This window comes from Enterobacter cloacae complex sp. 382A5, from assembly GCF_050031095.1.
Lineage (GTDB): Bacteria > Pseudomonadota > Gammaproteobacteria > Enterobacterales > Enterobacteriaceae > Enterobacter > Enterobacter cloacae.
Map to the genome: position 1 here is coordinate 82,483 of NZ_JBLGVK010000001.1, position 16,174 is coordinate 98,656.

A 16,174-nucleotide genomic window follows, 5' to 3' on the forward strand; every position below is an offset into this window, starting at 1 on the left:
CATCGTTCATCGCCCATTAGCCCACAGGCTAACGCCGGGTCGCGGGCTATTCTCCTTATCACACGCACAGGAGAATAGCCCATGAACATCACTCATATTCGCAATGCCACCCAACTGATCACGTATGCCGGTAAACGCTTTTTGATCGACCCGATGCTGGCCGCAAAAGACGCTTATCCCGGTTTCCCCGGCACGGCGCGGGCCGAGATCCGTAACCCAATGGTTGAACTGCCCGTTGACGTCAGCACGCTGCTGGACGCCGATGCGGTGATCGTCACCCACACCCATGACGATCACTGGGATCGCGCGGCGGTGGAACTGATCGCCAAAGACAAACCGATCTATGTGCAAAACGATCGTGATGCCGCGCTGCTGCGAAGCCAGGGTTTTGATAACCTCACGGTTATGACCGACGAGACCACCTTCGGTGATATCCGCATCGCGAAAACCCACGGCGGCCAGCACGGTACCGATCGCGCGTACGCGGTGCCGGAGCTGGCAGAGCGTCTGGGCGAAGCCTGCGGTGTGGTTCTGCGCCACCCGGACGAGAAAACGCTCTACATCGCGGGCGATACCGTCTGGCGTGATGCGGTGGCGGCCGATCTGCAAAAACACCAGCCGGATGTGGTGGTGCTTAATGCCGGATACGCGCATGTGATCGGTTTCGGGCCCATCATTATGGGGGAACAGGATCTGCTCAACGTTCACTTCCTGCTGCCGCAGGCAAAAATTGTGGCGGTCCATATGGAAGCCATTAACCACTGCCTGCTGAGCCGCCGCGCGCTGCGGGAATACGTGGAAGCGAACCAGATCGGTGATGCGGTGAGCATTCCCCAGGACGGCGAAACCGTTATATTCTGAGCACCAAAAAGGGAAGGAGAGACAGATGCCACTTATCAACGTCGCGATTGTCGCGGTGGACGGGTTTAGCCCGTTCCACTACTCCGTTCCCTGTATTCTGTTTGGCGACGCGGTTTCCGGCGAAAAGCGCTTTAAGGTGACGATCTGCGCCGAAAAACCCGGCGTTCTCACCTCTAAAGAGGGCTTCGCCCTCAACGCGACGCAGGATTTTTCAGCCATCGCGCAGGCGGATATTGTGGTGGTGCCCTACTGGCAGCACGTGCTCGATCGCCCGCCTCAGGTGCTGCTCGATAGCCTGGTGCAGGCAAGAGACAACGGCGCGGAAATCGTCGGGCTGTGTCTGGGGTCGTTTGTGCTGGCGTATGCGGGCATTCTCGACGGCAAGCGCGCGGCCACCCACTGGGAGTTTGAACATCACTTCCAGTCGCTTTTTCCGCGCGTCCAGCTTGATATCAACGCCCTCTATGTGGATGACGACAATATTATTACCTCCGCCGGGACCGCCGCCGCGCTGGACTGCTGCCTGTATATCATCCGTCAGCGCTTTGGCAGCGTGGTTGCCAACCAGATCGCCCGTCGGATGATTGTGCCGCCGCACCGCGAAGGCGGTCAGGCGCAGTTTATTGCCCAGCCGGTGCCGAAGGACACCCGCGACGCGCGGATTAACTGCCTGATCGACTACCTGCAGCAACACATTACCGAGCCGCATAATCTCGACTCGCTGGCGAAGGTGGTCTCGATGAGCCGCCGCACGCTGACCCGCCATTTTGTCAACGCCACCGGCATGACCGTGGCCGACTGGCTCACCGCCGAGCGCCTGCGGCGCAGCCAGATCTTACTGGAAGCCGGCAATATGCCGGTTGAACGCGTGGCCGAGCTGGTGGGGTTTAACTCTGCGGTGACCTGGCGACAACAGTTTAAGGCGCGTTTTGGCGTCAGCCCGACGGAGTGGCGCAAGACGTTTCGTATTCAGCCGTCTGTAGCCAGGCATGATGCGACATGAAGTAACACCGTCTTTTAGGCCGGGAGACCCGGCCTGCGGATGCTTTTAACTCACAACACCTTACTGAACAATCACGCGGCCGTTCAGAGGCTGAAGCGGACGGTTATTGCTGTGCTCAAGCGCTTGCTTAAACATCTCCAGCTGCTTTTCTGACAGGGTGACGGTGTTTTTCATCACCAGCCAGCGCAGCCCTTCGGTGCACGGTGGGGTGGTCAGCGAGCCGCTGAAGCGATAGTAGTGCAGGTCAGCCGGGAACAGCGGACGAAGATCGAGGTGTTTATCAATCGAGATTTCGTGGTCCTTTTCCTTTGGAAGGCGCGCCAGCAGCGGGTTGAGTGCGCTGTTTTCCGGGCCGACCTCAAACATAACGGCAAGCACCGCGACGTCGCCCTCTTTGCTGGCATGAACAAAGTGCGCTTCCAGCGGGAAGGATTTGCCGTTGATCCGGTTTTCGCTCGGGGTGTGGAAATGGTACTGGCGCAGGGTAAAGGTCTGATCGTCCAGACGGAATTCATCTTCGTCGCTGGCGGTCACCTGCAGGGTGTGGCCGTTGTTCACCAGCTTTTCGGCGGCGGTATGGAAATTCATCTCCAGCGGCGGCAGCGTGGCGTTATAGGCGTTACGGATATCGATGGGCGACTGGAATTTGCCGGTATTGCAGGTGGCAAACTCGTCGCTGAGCTCGCCCCAGTTTTCCGGACCACTCTTGCCTTCATACGTCCAGTGTGGGGCAGACCCCGCAAAGACAGAGGCAGATAAGGCGAATAAGGATGCGGTCAGAATGTGTTTCATGTTGTGTCTCTCAGAATAAGAAATGCGCGTTAATATACTGATGGCATTGTACTCTTTTCCAAAAGACCAGTCTTATATTGTGGTTATTTGCGTTAAAGAAAATGAAAGCCCCTTCTTACCCCAGCTTCTCCATCTTCGTCTCTCCCTCCGTCATTGACAGCTGATACAACGAAAACGATCGGTGCTTCTCAATCAACGTCGCCAGCTCCGGCGAGTGGCTGGTAAGCCAGATCTGCGAGTAGCGACTGGCCTCGGCAATCAGGCTTGCCAGTGCGGGCAGCATCTGCGGATGCAGGCTGTTTTCCGGTTCGTTGAGGGCGATAAACGCCGGTGGGCGCGGGCTTAACAGTGCCACCGCCAGGCACAAAAAGCGCAGCGTGCCGTCAGAGAACTCCGCCGGTTCCAGCGGGCGGCTTAAGCCCTCACGCTGCATCATCATGCGAAAACGTCCGCCGGTGTTGTCGCTGTAAAACACGCAGCCGGGGAAAGCCTGATCAAGAATGCGCATCAGCAGCAGTTCATCGCCAATCTCGACAATGGTCTGGAATGCCGCCGCGAGGTTGGCGCCGTCGCTCGCCAGCACCGGAGAGCGGAAACCCACCTGCGGGGCACGCATCATGGAGCCGCTTGCAACGGAAAACTCATGATAAAATCGCCAGTTACGCAGGGACTCGCGCATCTGCGACACTTCCGGGTAAAGGTGCGGTTCGCCGAGCTGTCCGAATACCGATTCGTTCTCGTACAGCGTGCCGCTGTGGGTCACTTTCTCGTGATGGACGTTATTCAGGAAAACCGCCTGATTTCTGCGCTTCATCAGCTGAGCCGACGGGCGGCGGTGCTGGCCGCTCAGCCAGAGCGACTCTTCCTTGATCACCGGATCGAGCTGAAACTGCGAGGGATAGGGCAGCTTCTCAACAAAGCCTACCTGCAGCTCGTATTCGTAGGTTTCGGTTTCTACCGCCAGGTTCATCCGTCGCAGCTGGTCGCTGCGGGTTTTACCCGCCCAGAACACTTTCAAAATCCCGCCTTCATTCGCCAGAGCCTGAGAAAACTGCCCCTGCGCGGCGCTGTGCATCAGGTGTATCGCCTTGTAAATATTTGATTTTCCGGTGCCATTCGGGCCGAAGACAATGTTGAGCTGTTCCAGCTCCAGCGACATATCGCGAATTGAGCGGTAGTTTTGAATGTGCAGGGTGTTAATCACAGGCTGATCCCTTTTTTGCGTTATAACCTGTATATATTTACAGCCTTTCAGGCGAAATGCAAAAAAGAGACGACAGTGAGGATGTCGTCTAAACGGGCTACTGCTTCGGGCCCCTGAGGGTCAATGGGGGCCTTCGCCTTATTGATTATTTAACGGCCAGACGCAGACCCAAATCATCAGGATAGGGATCAAAGTAGTTTTGCGTCATCAGATACTGATCCGGGTATTCGGCCAGGTAATGTTTTAGCAGCGTGATCGGCGCAAGAATGGGCAGAAGCCCTTCGCGGTAATGCAGGATCACGTCACGAAGCTCACCCCGCTGGCGGCTGTTAAGCTGATTGCGAAAATAGCCCTGAATATGCATCAGCACGTTGGTATGATTTTTCCGCGAGGCGGGCTTTTTCAGGATGGTCATCAGTTTTTCGCGGTACGCCTCGAAGAACGCGTCCAGATCGTCCCATTCATGCAGCGAGGCGACAAACGGACCAATCTCACGGTAACCCGCCTGATGGTGTGCCAGCAGCTGCAGTTTGTAGCGGCTGTGAAAATCCAGCAGCGCGCGGCGCGTCAGGCCATTTTTACGCAGCGTGTTCAGTTCGTGCAGCGCAAAAACGCGCTCGACGAAGTTTTCCCGCAGCACCGGGTCGTGCAGACGGCCATCCTCTTCTACGGGCAGCCACGGCCAGGTTTCAAGGAGCGCGGCGGTGAACAGCCCGACGCCCTCCTTGCGGCCCCGGTTGCCGTTTTCATCGTACACGCGCACGCGTTCCATGCCACAGCTGGGGGATTTTGCACAGACGATAAACCCGGCGAGATCGCCGATCTTTGGCAGATAACTGGCCGTAAAGTCGGCCATTTTCTGCGTGACGTCATCATGCGGCGGATGGCTAAAACGCATCTGCGTGTCGCCGCCGGTCGTCATGATCAAACGCAGCGCAGGGCGTGGTGTAGGCAGGCCGATGGCCATTTCGGGGCAAACGGGTCGGAAATTCACCCACTGGGCCAGCTCATCCATGACGAAACCCATACGCTTATGCCCGCCGTCAAAGCGAACGGCGGACCCGGTCAAGCAGCCGCTAATACCCAGCACAGGTTTCGTTGTCATGGTATGTTCCTCCAGAGCCAATACTTAAAACTTACACAATCTTGCTTATTTGTCCAAGTATTGGCGGAGGTATTTTTTATTGCCGTTTAAAATCAACAGGTTTTAACTGCCCTTGTAGGTTGAATAACCGTACTGGCTCAGCAGAAGTGGAATGTGCAGTTTCTCGTTGGTCCGGGTGACGGTAAACAGCACCGGCACTTCCGGGAAGAATGTCTCCAGCTTTTTAGCGTGGAAATAGTCTGCGGTTTTGAAGGTCACTTTATACACGCCAGGCTGCATGTCCTGTTCCTGGGGATAGAGCGATTTGATACGTCCGTCATGGTCGGTTTTGCCGCTGGCAACCGGGATCCATTTGTCCTGCTGCTGCTTTTCCAGGGTAACGGTGACATCCGAAGGCGGCATGCCGGTTTGCTGGTCGAGAACGTGTACGCTCAGCGTGCCGGCAGGGGCACTGAAGGCGGCAGGGGCAAAAGCCATGGAGGCCAGGATCAGCAGAGGGGCAGTTTTTTTCATGTTGTTTTCCTGTGAAGTTGTCAGTCACAGGAAAACGTTAGCATCTGCGGCGCGGAAAAATATTCAACTTTTCGTGAAGATTCCCGCAGGAGAAAATCATTAGAGGATAATGACCTCAAGGGAAAGCTGCTGCTGCCACTGCGCCACCTGTTTTTTCCGCGCGGCGGTCAGTTTACCGCTGGTGACCAGCAACCATTTGCGATCGGGAAATATCTCCGGTGCCAGCGTGGCAGGGGGCGTGGGTAATACGTCGATGCGGTGACCCTGACCGGTCCGCGACAAGGCTTCGAGCCAGATTTCACACGGGTCGTTCAGATACCAGCCGCTGAGCAGAATGTTATCGCCCGGCGCTTTTTTATCGCCTTCGAGGCAAAACGAGGTGTAGGCGATGAGGATGCCGTCAAGGATCGCGCGCAGGGTCATGGCGGCGGCGACGTTGGCGGACACCTGGCTGCGCAGCGGACGCAGCACGTTGGTCACCAGCTCAGGTCTGGGGTATTCGCGGCCCGCGTCGTAAATCATCTGGCGCAGGGACTCGATTTTGCCCCCCTGCAGGCGTTCCAGCATGTTCTGCTGTAGCGTTTGCCAGTTGTTGGTCCGGCGGGGTACAGGGCGCTCAAGCAGGGGTTTTACCTGGCCAATGGGCACGCCTTTTTTCACCCAGTCGAGGATTTTCAGCGCCTGCTGAACGTCTTCATCGCTGTACTGGCGGTGGCCGCCCTCCGTGCGCTGTGGCTTGAGTAAACCATAACGACGCTGCCACGCCCGCAGCGTGGTGGCGGTGATGCCGCTAAGTCTGGCGAATTCGCCGATGGAGTAAGCCATGTCCATGTCCAGAGTGGAGGAATACTCTCAATATACTACGAATTTTTCAGAACGGGATGAAGCGCCGAAAGGGTGCACTACACTTAACATCCAACCGTGCAAATGAAAGGAATTCTCATGAAGCTATGGCCTGTTGTCACCGGGGTTGCCATTGCGCTGACCCTTGTAGCCTGTAAATCCCCCACGCCGCCGAAAGGCGTGCAGCCTATTTCCGGTTTTGATGCCAGCCGCTATCTCGGCAAGTGGTATGAAGTCGCCCGCCTGGAGAACCGCTTTGAACACGGGCTGGAGCAGGTGACGGCCACCTACGGCCAACGGAGCGATGGCGGAATCAGCGTGCTTAACCGGGGTTACGACCCGGTGAAGAACAAATGGAACGAGAGTGAAGGCAAAGCGTACTTTACCGGCGCGCCAACCACCGCCGCGCTGAAGGTTTCGTTCTTCGGCCCGTTCTACGGCGGCTATAACGTCATCAAGCTGGACGATAAGTACCAGTACGCGCTGGTCAGCGGCCCGAACCGCGACTACCTGTGGATTTTGTCGCGCACGCCAACCGTGCCGGACGCGGTGAAGCAGGATTACCTGAACACCGCGCGCAGTCTGGGCTTCCGGGTCGATCAGCTGGTGTGGGTAAAACATTAACCCCTACTGGTACGAGAACGTAATGCTTGCCAGCGCGTTCGCCGAGCCGGGGACAAGTTCGCCGGTTCGGATGTATTGCGCCTGGAACGGCAGCGACAGGGTTTGTGCCGCAGTGGTGCTCTGGATAAAGAACTGATTGGTTGTGCCCGCCGCCGAGCTGTCCGGCCCCATCATCAGCGGGCCGGTACCGTTATAGAAAAACTGCACCCCTACGCCGGACGCGGTGGAGTCGCCGGTCAGCGTCACCACCGACGAGGTGTTTGACGGCGTGGTCTGATCGGTCATCACCGCGCTCACCGCGACGTTCGCGTCACAGGTCAGGCTGACGTTAAACGCACCCGAAGGCGATGTACTGCCCACGGTGGCCAGCGTGCGGATATCGATCGTACCCAGATCGACGTTCGCGCTTTTGGTGCCCACCGTACAGCCGCTCGCCGTCACGGTGATGGTGGTGGGGTTAATGATGACCTTTGCCGTTTTGACCTCGTTGTTATAGGCGGTTAACACCGCGGCGTTGATAGTCGGAATTTGATATACGCCGGATTTCAGGGCGACGCCGGTTTTTATGAAGGTGACCTTTGCCGACCACCCCAGATCCTGGGTGCTTGTACTGGTGCCTTCTGCCGGATAGCTCTGCGTCACACCGGTTTGCAGGGGAATGTATTTGGTCCCATTAAAATCCTTCAGCCCGATGATATAACCCACGCCTGGAACGCCGGTTTCAAAAATGGTGTAGTTCACCCCGTCGACGGTGACCGTCATCCCGCTTGAGATCGCGCTGCTGCTCGGCTCCAGCGTGCTTTTGGTGCAGTGAAAAACAAACCCACACCAGAACACCTGTTGCACGCTGACGGAGGCGCTCCAGGTGGAGCCGATAATGCTCCCCGGCATAACTGAATCTGCCGGGCCGCTGTAGGTCATCGGCTGCGGGGAGAGGGTGATATCTGATTTCCATTCCATCGCCTGTGCGCTGGCGCAGAGCAGTAATCCGCTAATAAACAAGAATAAACGCATCATTGATACTCCGTAGTCCAGGTGGCAAAGGCGGAGACGTCTCCGGCATTCACCGGCGCGCCCGTGGCGGCCAGCCGAGCGTAGAAGGTCATCTCTACGCTGTCATCGCCCGGCGTGCCCCGGGCGGTGGTTTGCGTGTCGAGGGGGATCAGCCCGCCGTCTTTATCGAGGATCTGCACCGCCACGCCGGTGGCGCCGCCGTCGGCAATTTTCAGCAGCTGCGGGTTGTCGTTATCCGGCGTGCCGCTGAAGCGGATTTTGACCCCGGCAAAGGTTGGCCCGCACGCTTCAAGCCTGATTGTGAAGGGCGTTTTGATATTGCTGACCGCGCCTGCACGGGGGAATTGTTTAATCCCGATGGTGCCCAGCGGAACGTCCTGCTCTTTAGAGTCCGCCGCGACAACGCAGGTGTTGCCGATCAAATTCCCGGTGACGGAAACCAGCACGTCATAGCCGCGAACCGGGAACGTGAAGATCAGCAAAGCGATGCTGAACGTCCGAAGCGTTACTGACATACCACCTCCTGTGAATAGAGCCCGGTGCGGGCGTTATAGCTCTGCTTGTTCAACGCGTAGTTGATGGTGCAGCGCTGGTCGCTGTTGCGCCCCCATACGGCACTCAACGTGCCCTGCTCGGTTAACCCCGACAAATACAGGCTGCCGCCGTCGCCGACGATGCCGCTGGTTTTGTCATCGTTCAGTGAGACCAGCGTGCCGAAGGGCAGCACGTCGTTGCCGCGGCGCACGACAAACATCGCTTTTTTCCCCTGGCGTGTGACAAGGGTGGCGCGAACCAGCGCGCCGTCGGTCGGCGTTTTGTTGACGATGGCATTCTCCAGCTCCACGTCATTACCTGCGGTTGTGACATCCAGCGCGACCTGGTTCACGCGGTACGGCGTGGCGTAGGGGATCACCGCGTAGCCCCGGCTGTCGGTTTTGATACCCTTGTGGTTAAGCACGGCAACGTCGCTGGCGCCCGGGGCTTTCACCAGAATGTTGGTGTTGCCGAGCGGCTGGCTCAGCGTCAGACCATCTTCATGCAGCACCGCGCCGCCGCTCATCCCGTAGCTGAGGTTGCGGGAATCGCGGGTATAGCTGTAGCCCAGGTTGTAGTCTCCTTTTGCGCCTTCGTATTGCAGTGTGGCGTCGCCGCCGTAGTGCTGCTGCGCGCTATAGCGCTGGTTGACGCTGTAAAACAGGTTCTCCTGGCCCGGCAGATAACCGCTCACGCCGGTACTGGCCGTAGTGCCGGTAGAATCCGCATGGGTGGTGGTAAAGCGGGCGCGGGTCGACAGCGCCGGGTTGCCCAGCGGCACCGAAAGTGACATCGCCAGCACGTTATCTTTTTTGTCGTCATACAGGCTGGCGCTGCGCTGAACGCTGACGCCAAGCGACACGTGACGAAACGTGGCATTCCACGCGAACTGCAAACTTTGCGTGGTTTTCGACGTGTTCCAGTAGGTTTGCTGATCCCACGACAGCGACAGCGAACCGTATTGCCCCATCGGCTGTGACAGCAGCAGCTGGTTTTTGGCCTTACGCGACATGCGCAGGTTATATACCGTGTCGTAGTGGGTGGTGACGGTGCCATCGTCTTCCACAATCTGCTTTGGGGATCCGCCCGCCATGCCCTTGTACGTGGTATCGCTCAGGGTATAAAACCCTTTCGTTGAGTAGCGCAGCGAGAAAAAATTAACCCGCGTGCCGATATCATTCAGCAGCTTGCTGTAACGCAGGCGCACGGAATCGCCGGTGTAGTGCTGGTCGTCCGCCAGCTGGCTGCGGGCGTGGGTCAGGTCGATGGAATACGCGCCAAAGCGCCCCAGGTTCTGCCCAATCCCGAAGGCCAGACCGTTATAGCGATCGGCAAACTGCGCCCCACCGTAAAACGTCAGGCCATAACGCCAGCCGTAGAACAGCTCGCCCTGCGCGAAAGAGGGCGTATCCTGATGGCCCATCGGACGATATTTTCCTGCTCCCAGGGCATATTTCAGCTGTCCGTTACGCACCAGGTTTGGCACGCTGGCATACGGAAGCGTGTACTGCGTCTTGCTGCCGTCGTTCTCCTGGATTGTGACCGCGAGATCGCCCCCGGAAGAGGTCGGGTAGAGATCTTTCAGCACAAACGCCCCCGGCGGCACTGAGGTTTGATAAATGATGTTGCCGTTCTGGCGAACCGTCACCGTGGCGTTGCTGCGGGCGATGCCGCGCACTTCCGGCGCATAGCCGCTCAGGCTGGCAGGCAGCATATTGTCATCGGTTTTCAGGGCAATGCCGCGCAGGCCCACGGCGTCGAACACCTGGGCGGAGGTATACGTTTCCCCGGCGTAAACCTGCGCGTTCAGGGCGGGAATATCCCGCTGCAGCCAGGTCTGCACGTGGGTGAGTTCGTTAGTATCTTTGGTCCACGTGGTGAAATCACGCAGCCGCCACGCGCCGAGATTGATGCCGCTGTTCAGGCTCGCAAACAGCTGCTGGTCGCGCGTGCGCGTCTCGCCCTGATAGTCATTGTTCGAGCCGTTTACCACATAGTTCAGCCACGCGGCAGGAATGCCCGCTTCCCAGCTTTCCGGGCTGACATACCCGCGCGGCAAATTGCGCATCGCGCTCTGCGGTACGGTGAAGCTGAGGGAGAGCGTCTGCTGGTCAAAATCAAACCGGGTATCGGCAAACGCCTCCGTCAGAAAAATGCAGCGCTGCGCGAGCGGCAGTGCGCCGCCTTTCGCCTGCTGGCTGTCGATGCCCAGCGCCGCGATCTGTTCAGGCGTGAGGCATGGCAGGGCTTCCCCTGTATTTTCAGCGGTGCGGAACGTGACATTGCCGGTGAACGCATAGTTGTTATTGATATACACGTTGAGGTTGTGATCGCCCGGCGGCAATGCGCTCCCGGCGTTGACCCAGGCGAGATCGGCGCTGTTGGCGCTCTCACCGTTGAGGAACGCAGGGTTAAATTGCAACGCGCTTTCAGCCGCCATGGCCTGCCGAATTACCAGGGAGATCACCGTGGCACACAGGATTTTTCTTTTCACGTGGTCACGCCTCACAGTCGGGATTATTGGGACAATGCCGCGCGTGTCGCGGGCGTCCATGCGCCGTAATCGTTAATGGTCTGGTAGCTCACGCTGCTGGCGTGGCTGAAGGTTTCGCCCAGCGTTACGCTGGATTTCGGCGGCACCATCACCGGCTGTACCGGCATGCCATCGATTTTCAGGTTGATGGTGGTGAGGTAGTACGGCGTTGGGTTGCTGAGCGTGACCTTTCCGCCGCGATAGGCTCCGGTCAGGCTTTTCCAGGCGTCCCCTGCGCCTTGCCCAAGGCTCTCCGGGCGATAAAACACCTTGATGCGGTTTGCCGAAGCAAACTGCAGCGAATTGCCGGAACCGCTTTTGGTCTGCTGCGGGATGGCTTTCACCGTCATCCAGTAGAGCGTTTCGCGATCCTCTGGCAGGGCTTTACCGTTAAACATGATTTTCACCGCGCTTTCGCTGGCCGGTTTCATGACGAACAGTGGCGGCGTAATAACGAAGTCGTTGGTTTTTTGCCCTTTTTCGTTTTCCATCCATGACTGGATCAGGAACGTGGCGTCGGGATGCGTGTTCCTGACCTACAGCATGGACTGGTTGGTAGTGCTGGAGTAAACCATTCGCGTGGCGCCCAGCCCTACGCCGCCTGCATATGCGGCGGATGAACATAATGAAATAGCCAGACAGATCCCTGCTTTTGCGCGCATGGTGCGTCTCCTTAAAGCTGAGTCAGGCCCGGCCAGCGAACCGGGCCTGAAAATTACGAGTAGGTAACGGTGTAGGTTGCAACCGCGCTGGCATCACCCGCCGTGGCGTTGCCCTGCGGTGAGTAATATTTCGCGCTGAAGTTCAGGGTGTTGGCCCCCGCACGCAGAGGAATGGCGGCGGCAGGTTCACCCAGCTTCACCACTTTGCCCTGCTCGTCGTACAAGCGAATCGCAACGTGCTGCGCCGAGTTAGCGCCGCCGTTTGCGCCAACGGCCAGGCTGTTGGCATCGGCCGCATCCGGCGTACCGGTGAAGGTCACGGCCACGGTGGTGGCGGCAATCGGATTGTCTTCCGTTGAGGCGGAGGTATCGGCGATTTCGCAATCTTCCAGGGTGATGGAGAAGGCTTTCGCGGTGCTGGCTTCGCTGCCTGCCGCGGCCAGCGTGGCGGTACGCACTTCGCCCATGTCGACATCAATGTTGGCGCTGCCAGCACTGATGGCGCAGGCCGACGTCACCACCTTGCCGCTGAAGTTCACCGTACCGCCGCTGGTGGTTGCAGCGAACGCCGACCCTGCTGGCAGTACTGCCGCAACGGCGACGGCAAGCAGTGTTTTCGTTTTAAATTGAGCTTTCATTGTCCTGATTCCATGTTGTCGTTATGTCGGGTTGTGCTCTTGGTCGACAGATCTAACTGGTTAAAAAGACCAGCAAATCTGTCTTATTTCTGAGCCCAAGTTTTCTTATCGCTGAGCTTTTTAACGCGCTGACGCGGCGGTAAGAAAGCTGCTCTGTTTCGGCGATATAACGCATATCCAGACCTTTTCGCAGATCCTTCAATACTCGCCATTCGCCCGGCGTCAGCGATAACGCCGTGGGTTTCTTTTTTGGGCGATATCGGCTATCGACCATTTTTAATAAGCTGGCTCGCCAGTGATAAAGTGGCTCCTGCAGCGAGATATAGGCATCTATATCGCCGCGTATCCACAGCCAGGAATTGGCTGGCGCGGAATACATACAAATAAGGACGTCAGGCTGGCGGGATTTGATGTTTTTTATATATTTCAGGCAATCAAATCCCGCGTGATACTTTTCCGTGCCGGATAAAAAAATGACATCAACGGGGGTGGTTAAAAACACGGTTTCCATTAATGAATAATCATCGCTTGATGCTATTACCTGCATTTCAGGAACCATGTTTTTTAATACCGCGGCGATCCCCTGACGTGAAAAGTGATCGCCTCCCAACAGTGCGGTTGTTAAATGACGTTTATTTCCGGTTTTATTCGCCATGTTATTCCCTCGATTTATAATTGTAATGAGGCTCGCCCGTCTGGCAGAACGATGCCTGTATTTTCGAAGCAATTAAGCATTGCACGGTATGGAGTCACTATACGGATAGTGCGAAACAGGTAATCTGAATTAATCTTAATTTGTATTAAGTTGAGCTAAACGGATTTCTTCATTATCTCCCTGCCGTACCGGCTGCCTCATATTTGCCTGTAATTAATCATACCGACACTTTTTAATGAAAAGTTGGCTTTACTAAATGTTTTGTAAGGAAATTGTCTGGTGATGTCAGGTATTCCGCCTTGTTACTTACTTCTGATAACAATTTCAGGGTGAAACTGTTAATTATGACGGGGCTTTTAGACGAGTTTGAGATGACTGAAATTGCCTACAGGCCGCGTCTTGTCTGGTTTCCTCGGAAAAAGTGAATAAAGGTCTCTGAATAATTCAGACACGGATGGCCGAAGCGTTCAATTCGCCGTTTTGTCGAGTTTTGTCAGTGTCAAGTCCGCGTGGGGAAAGGTAGCATGAGGCATTTTCAGGTGCTTTGCCAGATCTCATATGGCCAAAAAGGCGGTTAAGAGAACTTCAGATAAGCGGTTAAGAAAAAATAAAAATAAGATTTTTCGCCAGGCGCCAGGATATACAGACGCGGGTTTATCGGTCACATTAATCCTTAAACCGGCGTTTACAGGAGGTATTTAACGAGTCTTATGCATAAGTATTATATCATTAATGGCATCGTCGAGTTTCATCCTGCGGCCAGCACATTACGCGACCTCAATAATCCTGAACAGGTGGTGGTATTAAACTCGCCTGCCGGACGTTGTTTGCTGTTATTGATTGAAAGAGCCGGGAGTATTGTCACTCAACAGGAGTGTATGGACATTGTCTGGCAACGTCGGGGAATGATGGTGTCGCCGAATACCTATTACCAGAATATCTCTATTCTGCGTAAGGGGCTGAAAAAAGCCGGGTTTGAAACCGATCCAATCGTCACGATCCCCCGTATTGGCCTGACGCTGGCAAGCGATACGCAAATTACGATTAAAGAGGCGCAGTTGCCCTCGGCAGAGCCAGAAGTACCGGTCCAGACCGTTCAGGAAGAGGCTGGCGTGCCGCAGCCCGTGGCTCCTGTCACTCCCGTTGCTCCGGTTGCGAAACGACGCTTCTGGCTGGGGGGCGCACTGCTGGCGCTGCTGTTAATCATTAGCGTGAGCGTCATCAGCTATAGCCGGCCGCATGACAACTATTTTGTGGACGGTTACCGCTTCACGACAATGATGGGAGAGTGTCGGCTCTATTTTGCCCGCGATATCGAGACGCCGCAGGACAGGGAAAAAGCGCTGGCCTATGCTGCGCCATTTAAAGATGAATGCAGCAGCTATCCCTGGATCTATATCAGTGGATATAGCCTGTTGCCGCGTGCTTCGGTGATCCGCTGCGACCGGGCAATGACGGAACCAAACCGTTGTATGTCAGATTACTTTATTCAGGATCATTAATATGGCTCGTTACCGTCAAACGCTGTTAACGCTCTGTTTGTGCCTGCTGGTGGGGGCGTTAGCCGCTGGTTATTATCTGTGGCAGCGTTATTACATTCACCCTTTTGCCTGTCAGGTGAACTTTATTCAGCACCATCCTGAAGAGACACTGACCCTGTGGCTAAATTATACGGTGGACGGTAACAACGGCACGCTCAGCATGAACGGTCGGGTGAAGAGCGATCCGGGTAAGACCTTTAATCGTAAAATATTCTTTCAGGTAGAGCGCAAAGATAATGTCTATTACATGCGATCTGTCCGCAATATCAAATTCCCCGATGATGACGTGAGCGACAGCTGGCTGGAGAAGTACGAACCGTTATTTTTCATCTACCCCAACGAGAGTATTTATATGCGAATTAAGAAACAGCAGAATGATAATTATTTATTCATTCTGGGGACGTTACCGACCTATGTGTGCCACCCCTCAAAAACGGAGGGCTGAACGGGAAAAGCGTTGCTGTTTTGTGGTCATCATTTATACTTTATTGAACCGCTAAGAAATATCTTAGAGTAATATAAGAGCAACACAATATGTTGCGATAATGTAATTAATATTTTTTGGCAAGGTAATGAAAACTTTAATTGATGACTCATGCAGGCGTGGTTCTGCGCGAAATAAACCCCTGCATATCGGTTTATTTCTGTGGCCCCATTTTTCGTTATTAGCCTTATCGGGGTTAATGGAGGCGTTACGTACGGCGTCCTGTGTACAAAAATCCAGACAGAAAATCGCGTTCAAACTCAGTCTGATAAGCACCCGGGCGGAATTGCCCATCACCAGCAGCGCCGGTATTAGCGTGCAGCCTGAAGCCGCGCATCTTACTCCGGGGGAATACGACTATATTGCCGTGATTGGCGGAAGCTTGGAGGATCTGGATAAGGGGCTCCAGGACGACCGGGCATTTCTTGCAGAGGCGCATCACAACGCCATTCCGCTGATCGGTATTGGCACCGGGAGCTTTATCCTGGCGGAAGAGGGGATCCTCAATGAACGGCGCGCCTCGATCCATCCTTATCATCATGACGTCTTCACGCAACGGTTTCCGCAGGTTTATGCCGAGCAGGGGCTGGATTTTATCGATGAAGGCGATGTGCTGACCTGCCCGGGCGGGATCTCGACGCTGACGCTAACCACGGCGCTGATTCGCGCCCATGCGGGCGACGATATTGCCGCCACCACGTCACGGCGTTTATCGCTCTCACCGCACGCTGTTACTACCCCGCGGCCTGCCAATATTGCGCTGATCCCGGACTCGCGGCTGCGCAGAGCGGTCATGATCATCGAACAGTACCTGACACGCCCGCTTAGCGCCGCCGGGCTGGCCCAGGACGTCAAGCTGAGCGAGCGTCAGCTTAATCGCCTGTTTCACGCCGAGTTTGGTAAAACGGCACGTGAATTTATCCGCAGCGCCAGACTGCGCTATGCCTGCTGGCTGTTGAAGAACTCGCAGCAAAGCGTCACGGACATTGCGCGGCGGATGGGCTTTAGCGACTGCGCCCATTTTATTCGTCATTTCCAGCTTGAGTACGGCTGTACGCCTGGGGTGTGGCGCACGTCGCAGAGCTAATGCCCCGATTTCGTGCTTTCTTCGTAGGGTATTACTGGTTTGCCTGGATACACTTCCGTTAAAAGCCCAACGGGGGGACGA

The 16,174-nt window shown here is 56.0% G+C and carries 16 protein-coding genes and 1 pseudogene; 6 read left to right on the forward strand and 11 right to left on the reverse strand.

All coding sequences use genetic code 11. From position 1 onward, the window contains the following. The first annotated feature begins 81 nt into the window (after nt 1-81). Both ACQG2G_RS00395 and ACQG2G_RS00400 read left to right on the forward strand, forming a co-directional pair. Nucleotides 82-861, forward strand: a complete 780-nt coding sequence (locus ACQG2G_RS00395) for an MBL fold metallo-hydrolase (RefSeq protein WP_061771466.1) — start codon at nt 82-84, stop codon at nt 859-861. A gap of 25 nt (nt 862-886) precedes the next feature. Beyond that, a complete protein-coding gene (locus tag ACQG2G_RS00400) occupies nt 887-1,864 on the forward strand; it encodes a GlxA family transcriptional regulator (protein ID WP_248078861.1) in 978 nt (325 codons plus the stop codon). A 60-nt stretch (nt 1,865-1,924) separates the two neighbouring features. Here the strand turns inward: ACQG2G_RS00400 and ACQG2G_RS00405 are convergent, their stop codons facing one another. The 5 genes from ACQG2G_RS00405 to ACQG2G_RS00425 all read right to left on the reverse strand — a co-directional run bounded on the left by ACQG2G_RS00405 (nt 1,925) and on the right by ACQG2G_RS00425 (nt 6,303). Next, nucleotides 1,925-2,656 (reverse strand): carbonic anhydrase, encoded by a 732-nt coding sequence (locus tag ACQG2G_RS00405; protein WP_061771713.1) that lies wholly within the window; start codon nt 2,654-2,656, stop codon nt 1,925-1,927. A gap of 115 nt (nt 2,657-2,771) precedes the next feature. After that, nucleotides 2,772-3,860 (reverse strand): AAA family ATPase, encoded by a 1,089-nt coding sequence (locus ACQG2G_RS00410; protein ID WP_013094854.1) that lies wholly within the window; start codon nt 3,858-3,860, stop codon nt 2,772-2,774. Nucleotides 3,861-4,005: 145 nt separating this feature from the next. Further along, nucleotides 4,006-4,965: a YbgA family protein gene (locus ACQG2G_RS00415; RefSeq protein ID WP_029881877.1), complete on the reverse strand. Its 960-nt coding sequence runs from the start codon at nt 4,963-4,965 to the stop codon at nt 4,006-4,008. Nucleotides 4,966-5,067: 102 nt separating this feature from the next. Then, a complete protein-coding gene (gene uraH, locus ACQG2G_RS00420; protein ID WP_013094857.1) occupies nt 5,068-5,478 on the reverse strand; it encodes a hydroxyisourate hydrolase in 411 nt (136 codons plus the stop codon). Between the two features lie 99 nt (nt 5,479-5,577). After that, a complete protein-coding gene (locus tag ACQG2G_RS00425) occupies nt 5,578-6,303 on the reverse strand; it encodes a MerR family transcriptional regulator (protein ID WP_020686466.1) in 726 nt (241 codons plus the stop codon). 117 nt (nt 6,304-6,420) lie between these two features. Here ACQG2G_RS00425 and ACQG2G_RS00430 point away from each other — a divergent pair, with 117 nt between their 5' ends. Continuing rightward, on the forward strand, nt 6,421-6,945 hold the full coding sequence (locus tag ACQG2G_RS00430; protein ID WP_061771712.1) for a lipocalin family protein: 525 nt from the start codon (nt 6,421-6,423) through the stop codon (nt 6,943-6,945). A gap of 3 nt (nt 6,946-6,948) precedes the next feature. Here ACQG2G_RS00430 and ACQG2G_RS00435 read toward each other — a convergent pair whose 3' ends face one another. From ACQG2G_RS00435 to ACQG2G_RS00460, 6 genes and pseudogenes are all read right to left on the reverse strand, one after another. Then, nucleotides 6,949-7,959 carry a fimbrial protein gene (locus ACQG2G_RS00435; RefSeq protein ID WP_058650615.1) on the reverse strand — a complete coding sequence of 337 codons (1,011 nt, stop codon included), beginning with the start codon at nt 7,957-7,959 and terminating at the stop codon, nt 6,949-6,951. Then, nucleotides 7,959-8,474 carry a fimbrial protein gene (locus ACQG2G_RS00440; protein WP_061771711.1) on the reverse strand — a complete coding sequence of 172 codons (516 nt, stop codon included), beginning with the start codon at nt 8,472-8,474 and terminating at the stop codon, nt 7,959-7,961. The genes ACQG2G_RS00435 and ACQG2G_RS00440 overlap by 1 nt, the downstream gene beginning before the upstream one ends. Further along, nucleotides 8,465-10,987 carry a fimbria/pilus outer membrane usher protein gene (locus tag ACQG2G_RS00445; RefSeq protein ID WP_061771710.1) on the reverse strand — a complete coding sequence of 841 codons (2,523 nt, stop codon included), beginning with the start codon at nt 10,985-10,987 and terminating at the stop codon, nt 8,465-8,467. The genes ACQG2G_RS00440 and ACQG2G_RS00445 overlap by 10 nt, the downstream gene beginning before the upstream one ends. A gap of 23 nt (nt 10,988-11,010) precedes the next feature. After that, nucleotides 11,011-11,688 (reverse strand): annotated as a pseudogene (locus ACQG2G_RS00450) (fimbrial biogenesis chaperone). Nucleotides 11,689-11,741: 53 nt separating this feature from the next. Next, complete coding sequence (locus tag ACQG2G_RS00455; RefSeq protein ID WP_013094864.1) at nt 11,742-12,326, reverse strand: fimbrial protein; 585 nt, start codon at nt 12,324-12,326, stop codon at nt 11,742-11,744. 52 nt (nt 12,327-12,378) lie between these two features. Next, on the reverse strand, nt 12,379-12,981 hold the full coding sequence (locus tag ACQG2G_RS00460) for a LuxR C-terminal-related transcriptional regulator (RefSeq protein WP_013094865.1): 603 nt from the start codon (nt 12,979-12,981) through the stop codon (nt 12,379-12,381). 710 nt (nt 12,982-13,691) lie between these two features. Between ACQG2G_RS00460 and ACQG2G_RS00465 the strand changes: the two genes are divergently transcribed. The 3 genes from ACQG2G_RS00465 to ACQG2G_RS00475 all read left to right on the forward strand — a co-directional run bounded on the left by ACQG2G_RS00465 (nt 13,692) and on the right by ACQG2G_RS00475 (nt 16,093). After that, nucleotides 13,692-14,483 carry a winged helix-turn-helix domain-containing protein gene (locus tag ACQG2G_RS00465; RefSeq protein ID WP_061771709.1) on the forward strand — a complete coding sequence of 264 codons (792 nt, stop codon included), beginning with the start codon at nt 13,692-13,694 and terminating at the stop codon, nt 14,481-14,483. A 1-nt stretch (nt 14,484) separates the two neighbouring features. Next, nucleotides 14,485-14,967: a hypothetical protein gene (locus ACQG2G_RS00470; RefSeq protein WP_013094867.1), complete on the forward strand. Its 483-nt coding sequence runs from the start codon at nt 14,485-14,487 to the stop codon at nt 14,965-14,967. Nucleotides 14,968-15,205: 238 nt separating this feature from the next. Beyond that, a complete protein-coding gene (locus ACQG2G_RS00475; RefSeq protein WP_061771708.1) occupies nt 15,206-16,093 on the forward strand; it encodes a GlxA family transcriptional regulator in 888 nt (295 codons plus the stop codon). The last annotated feature ends 81 nt before the right edge of the window (nt 16,094-16,174 follow it).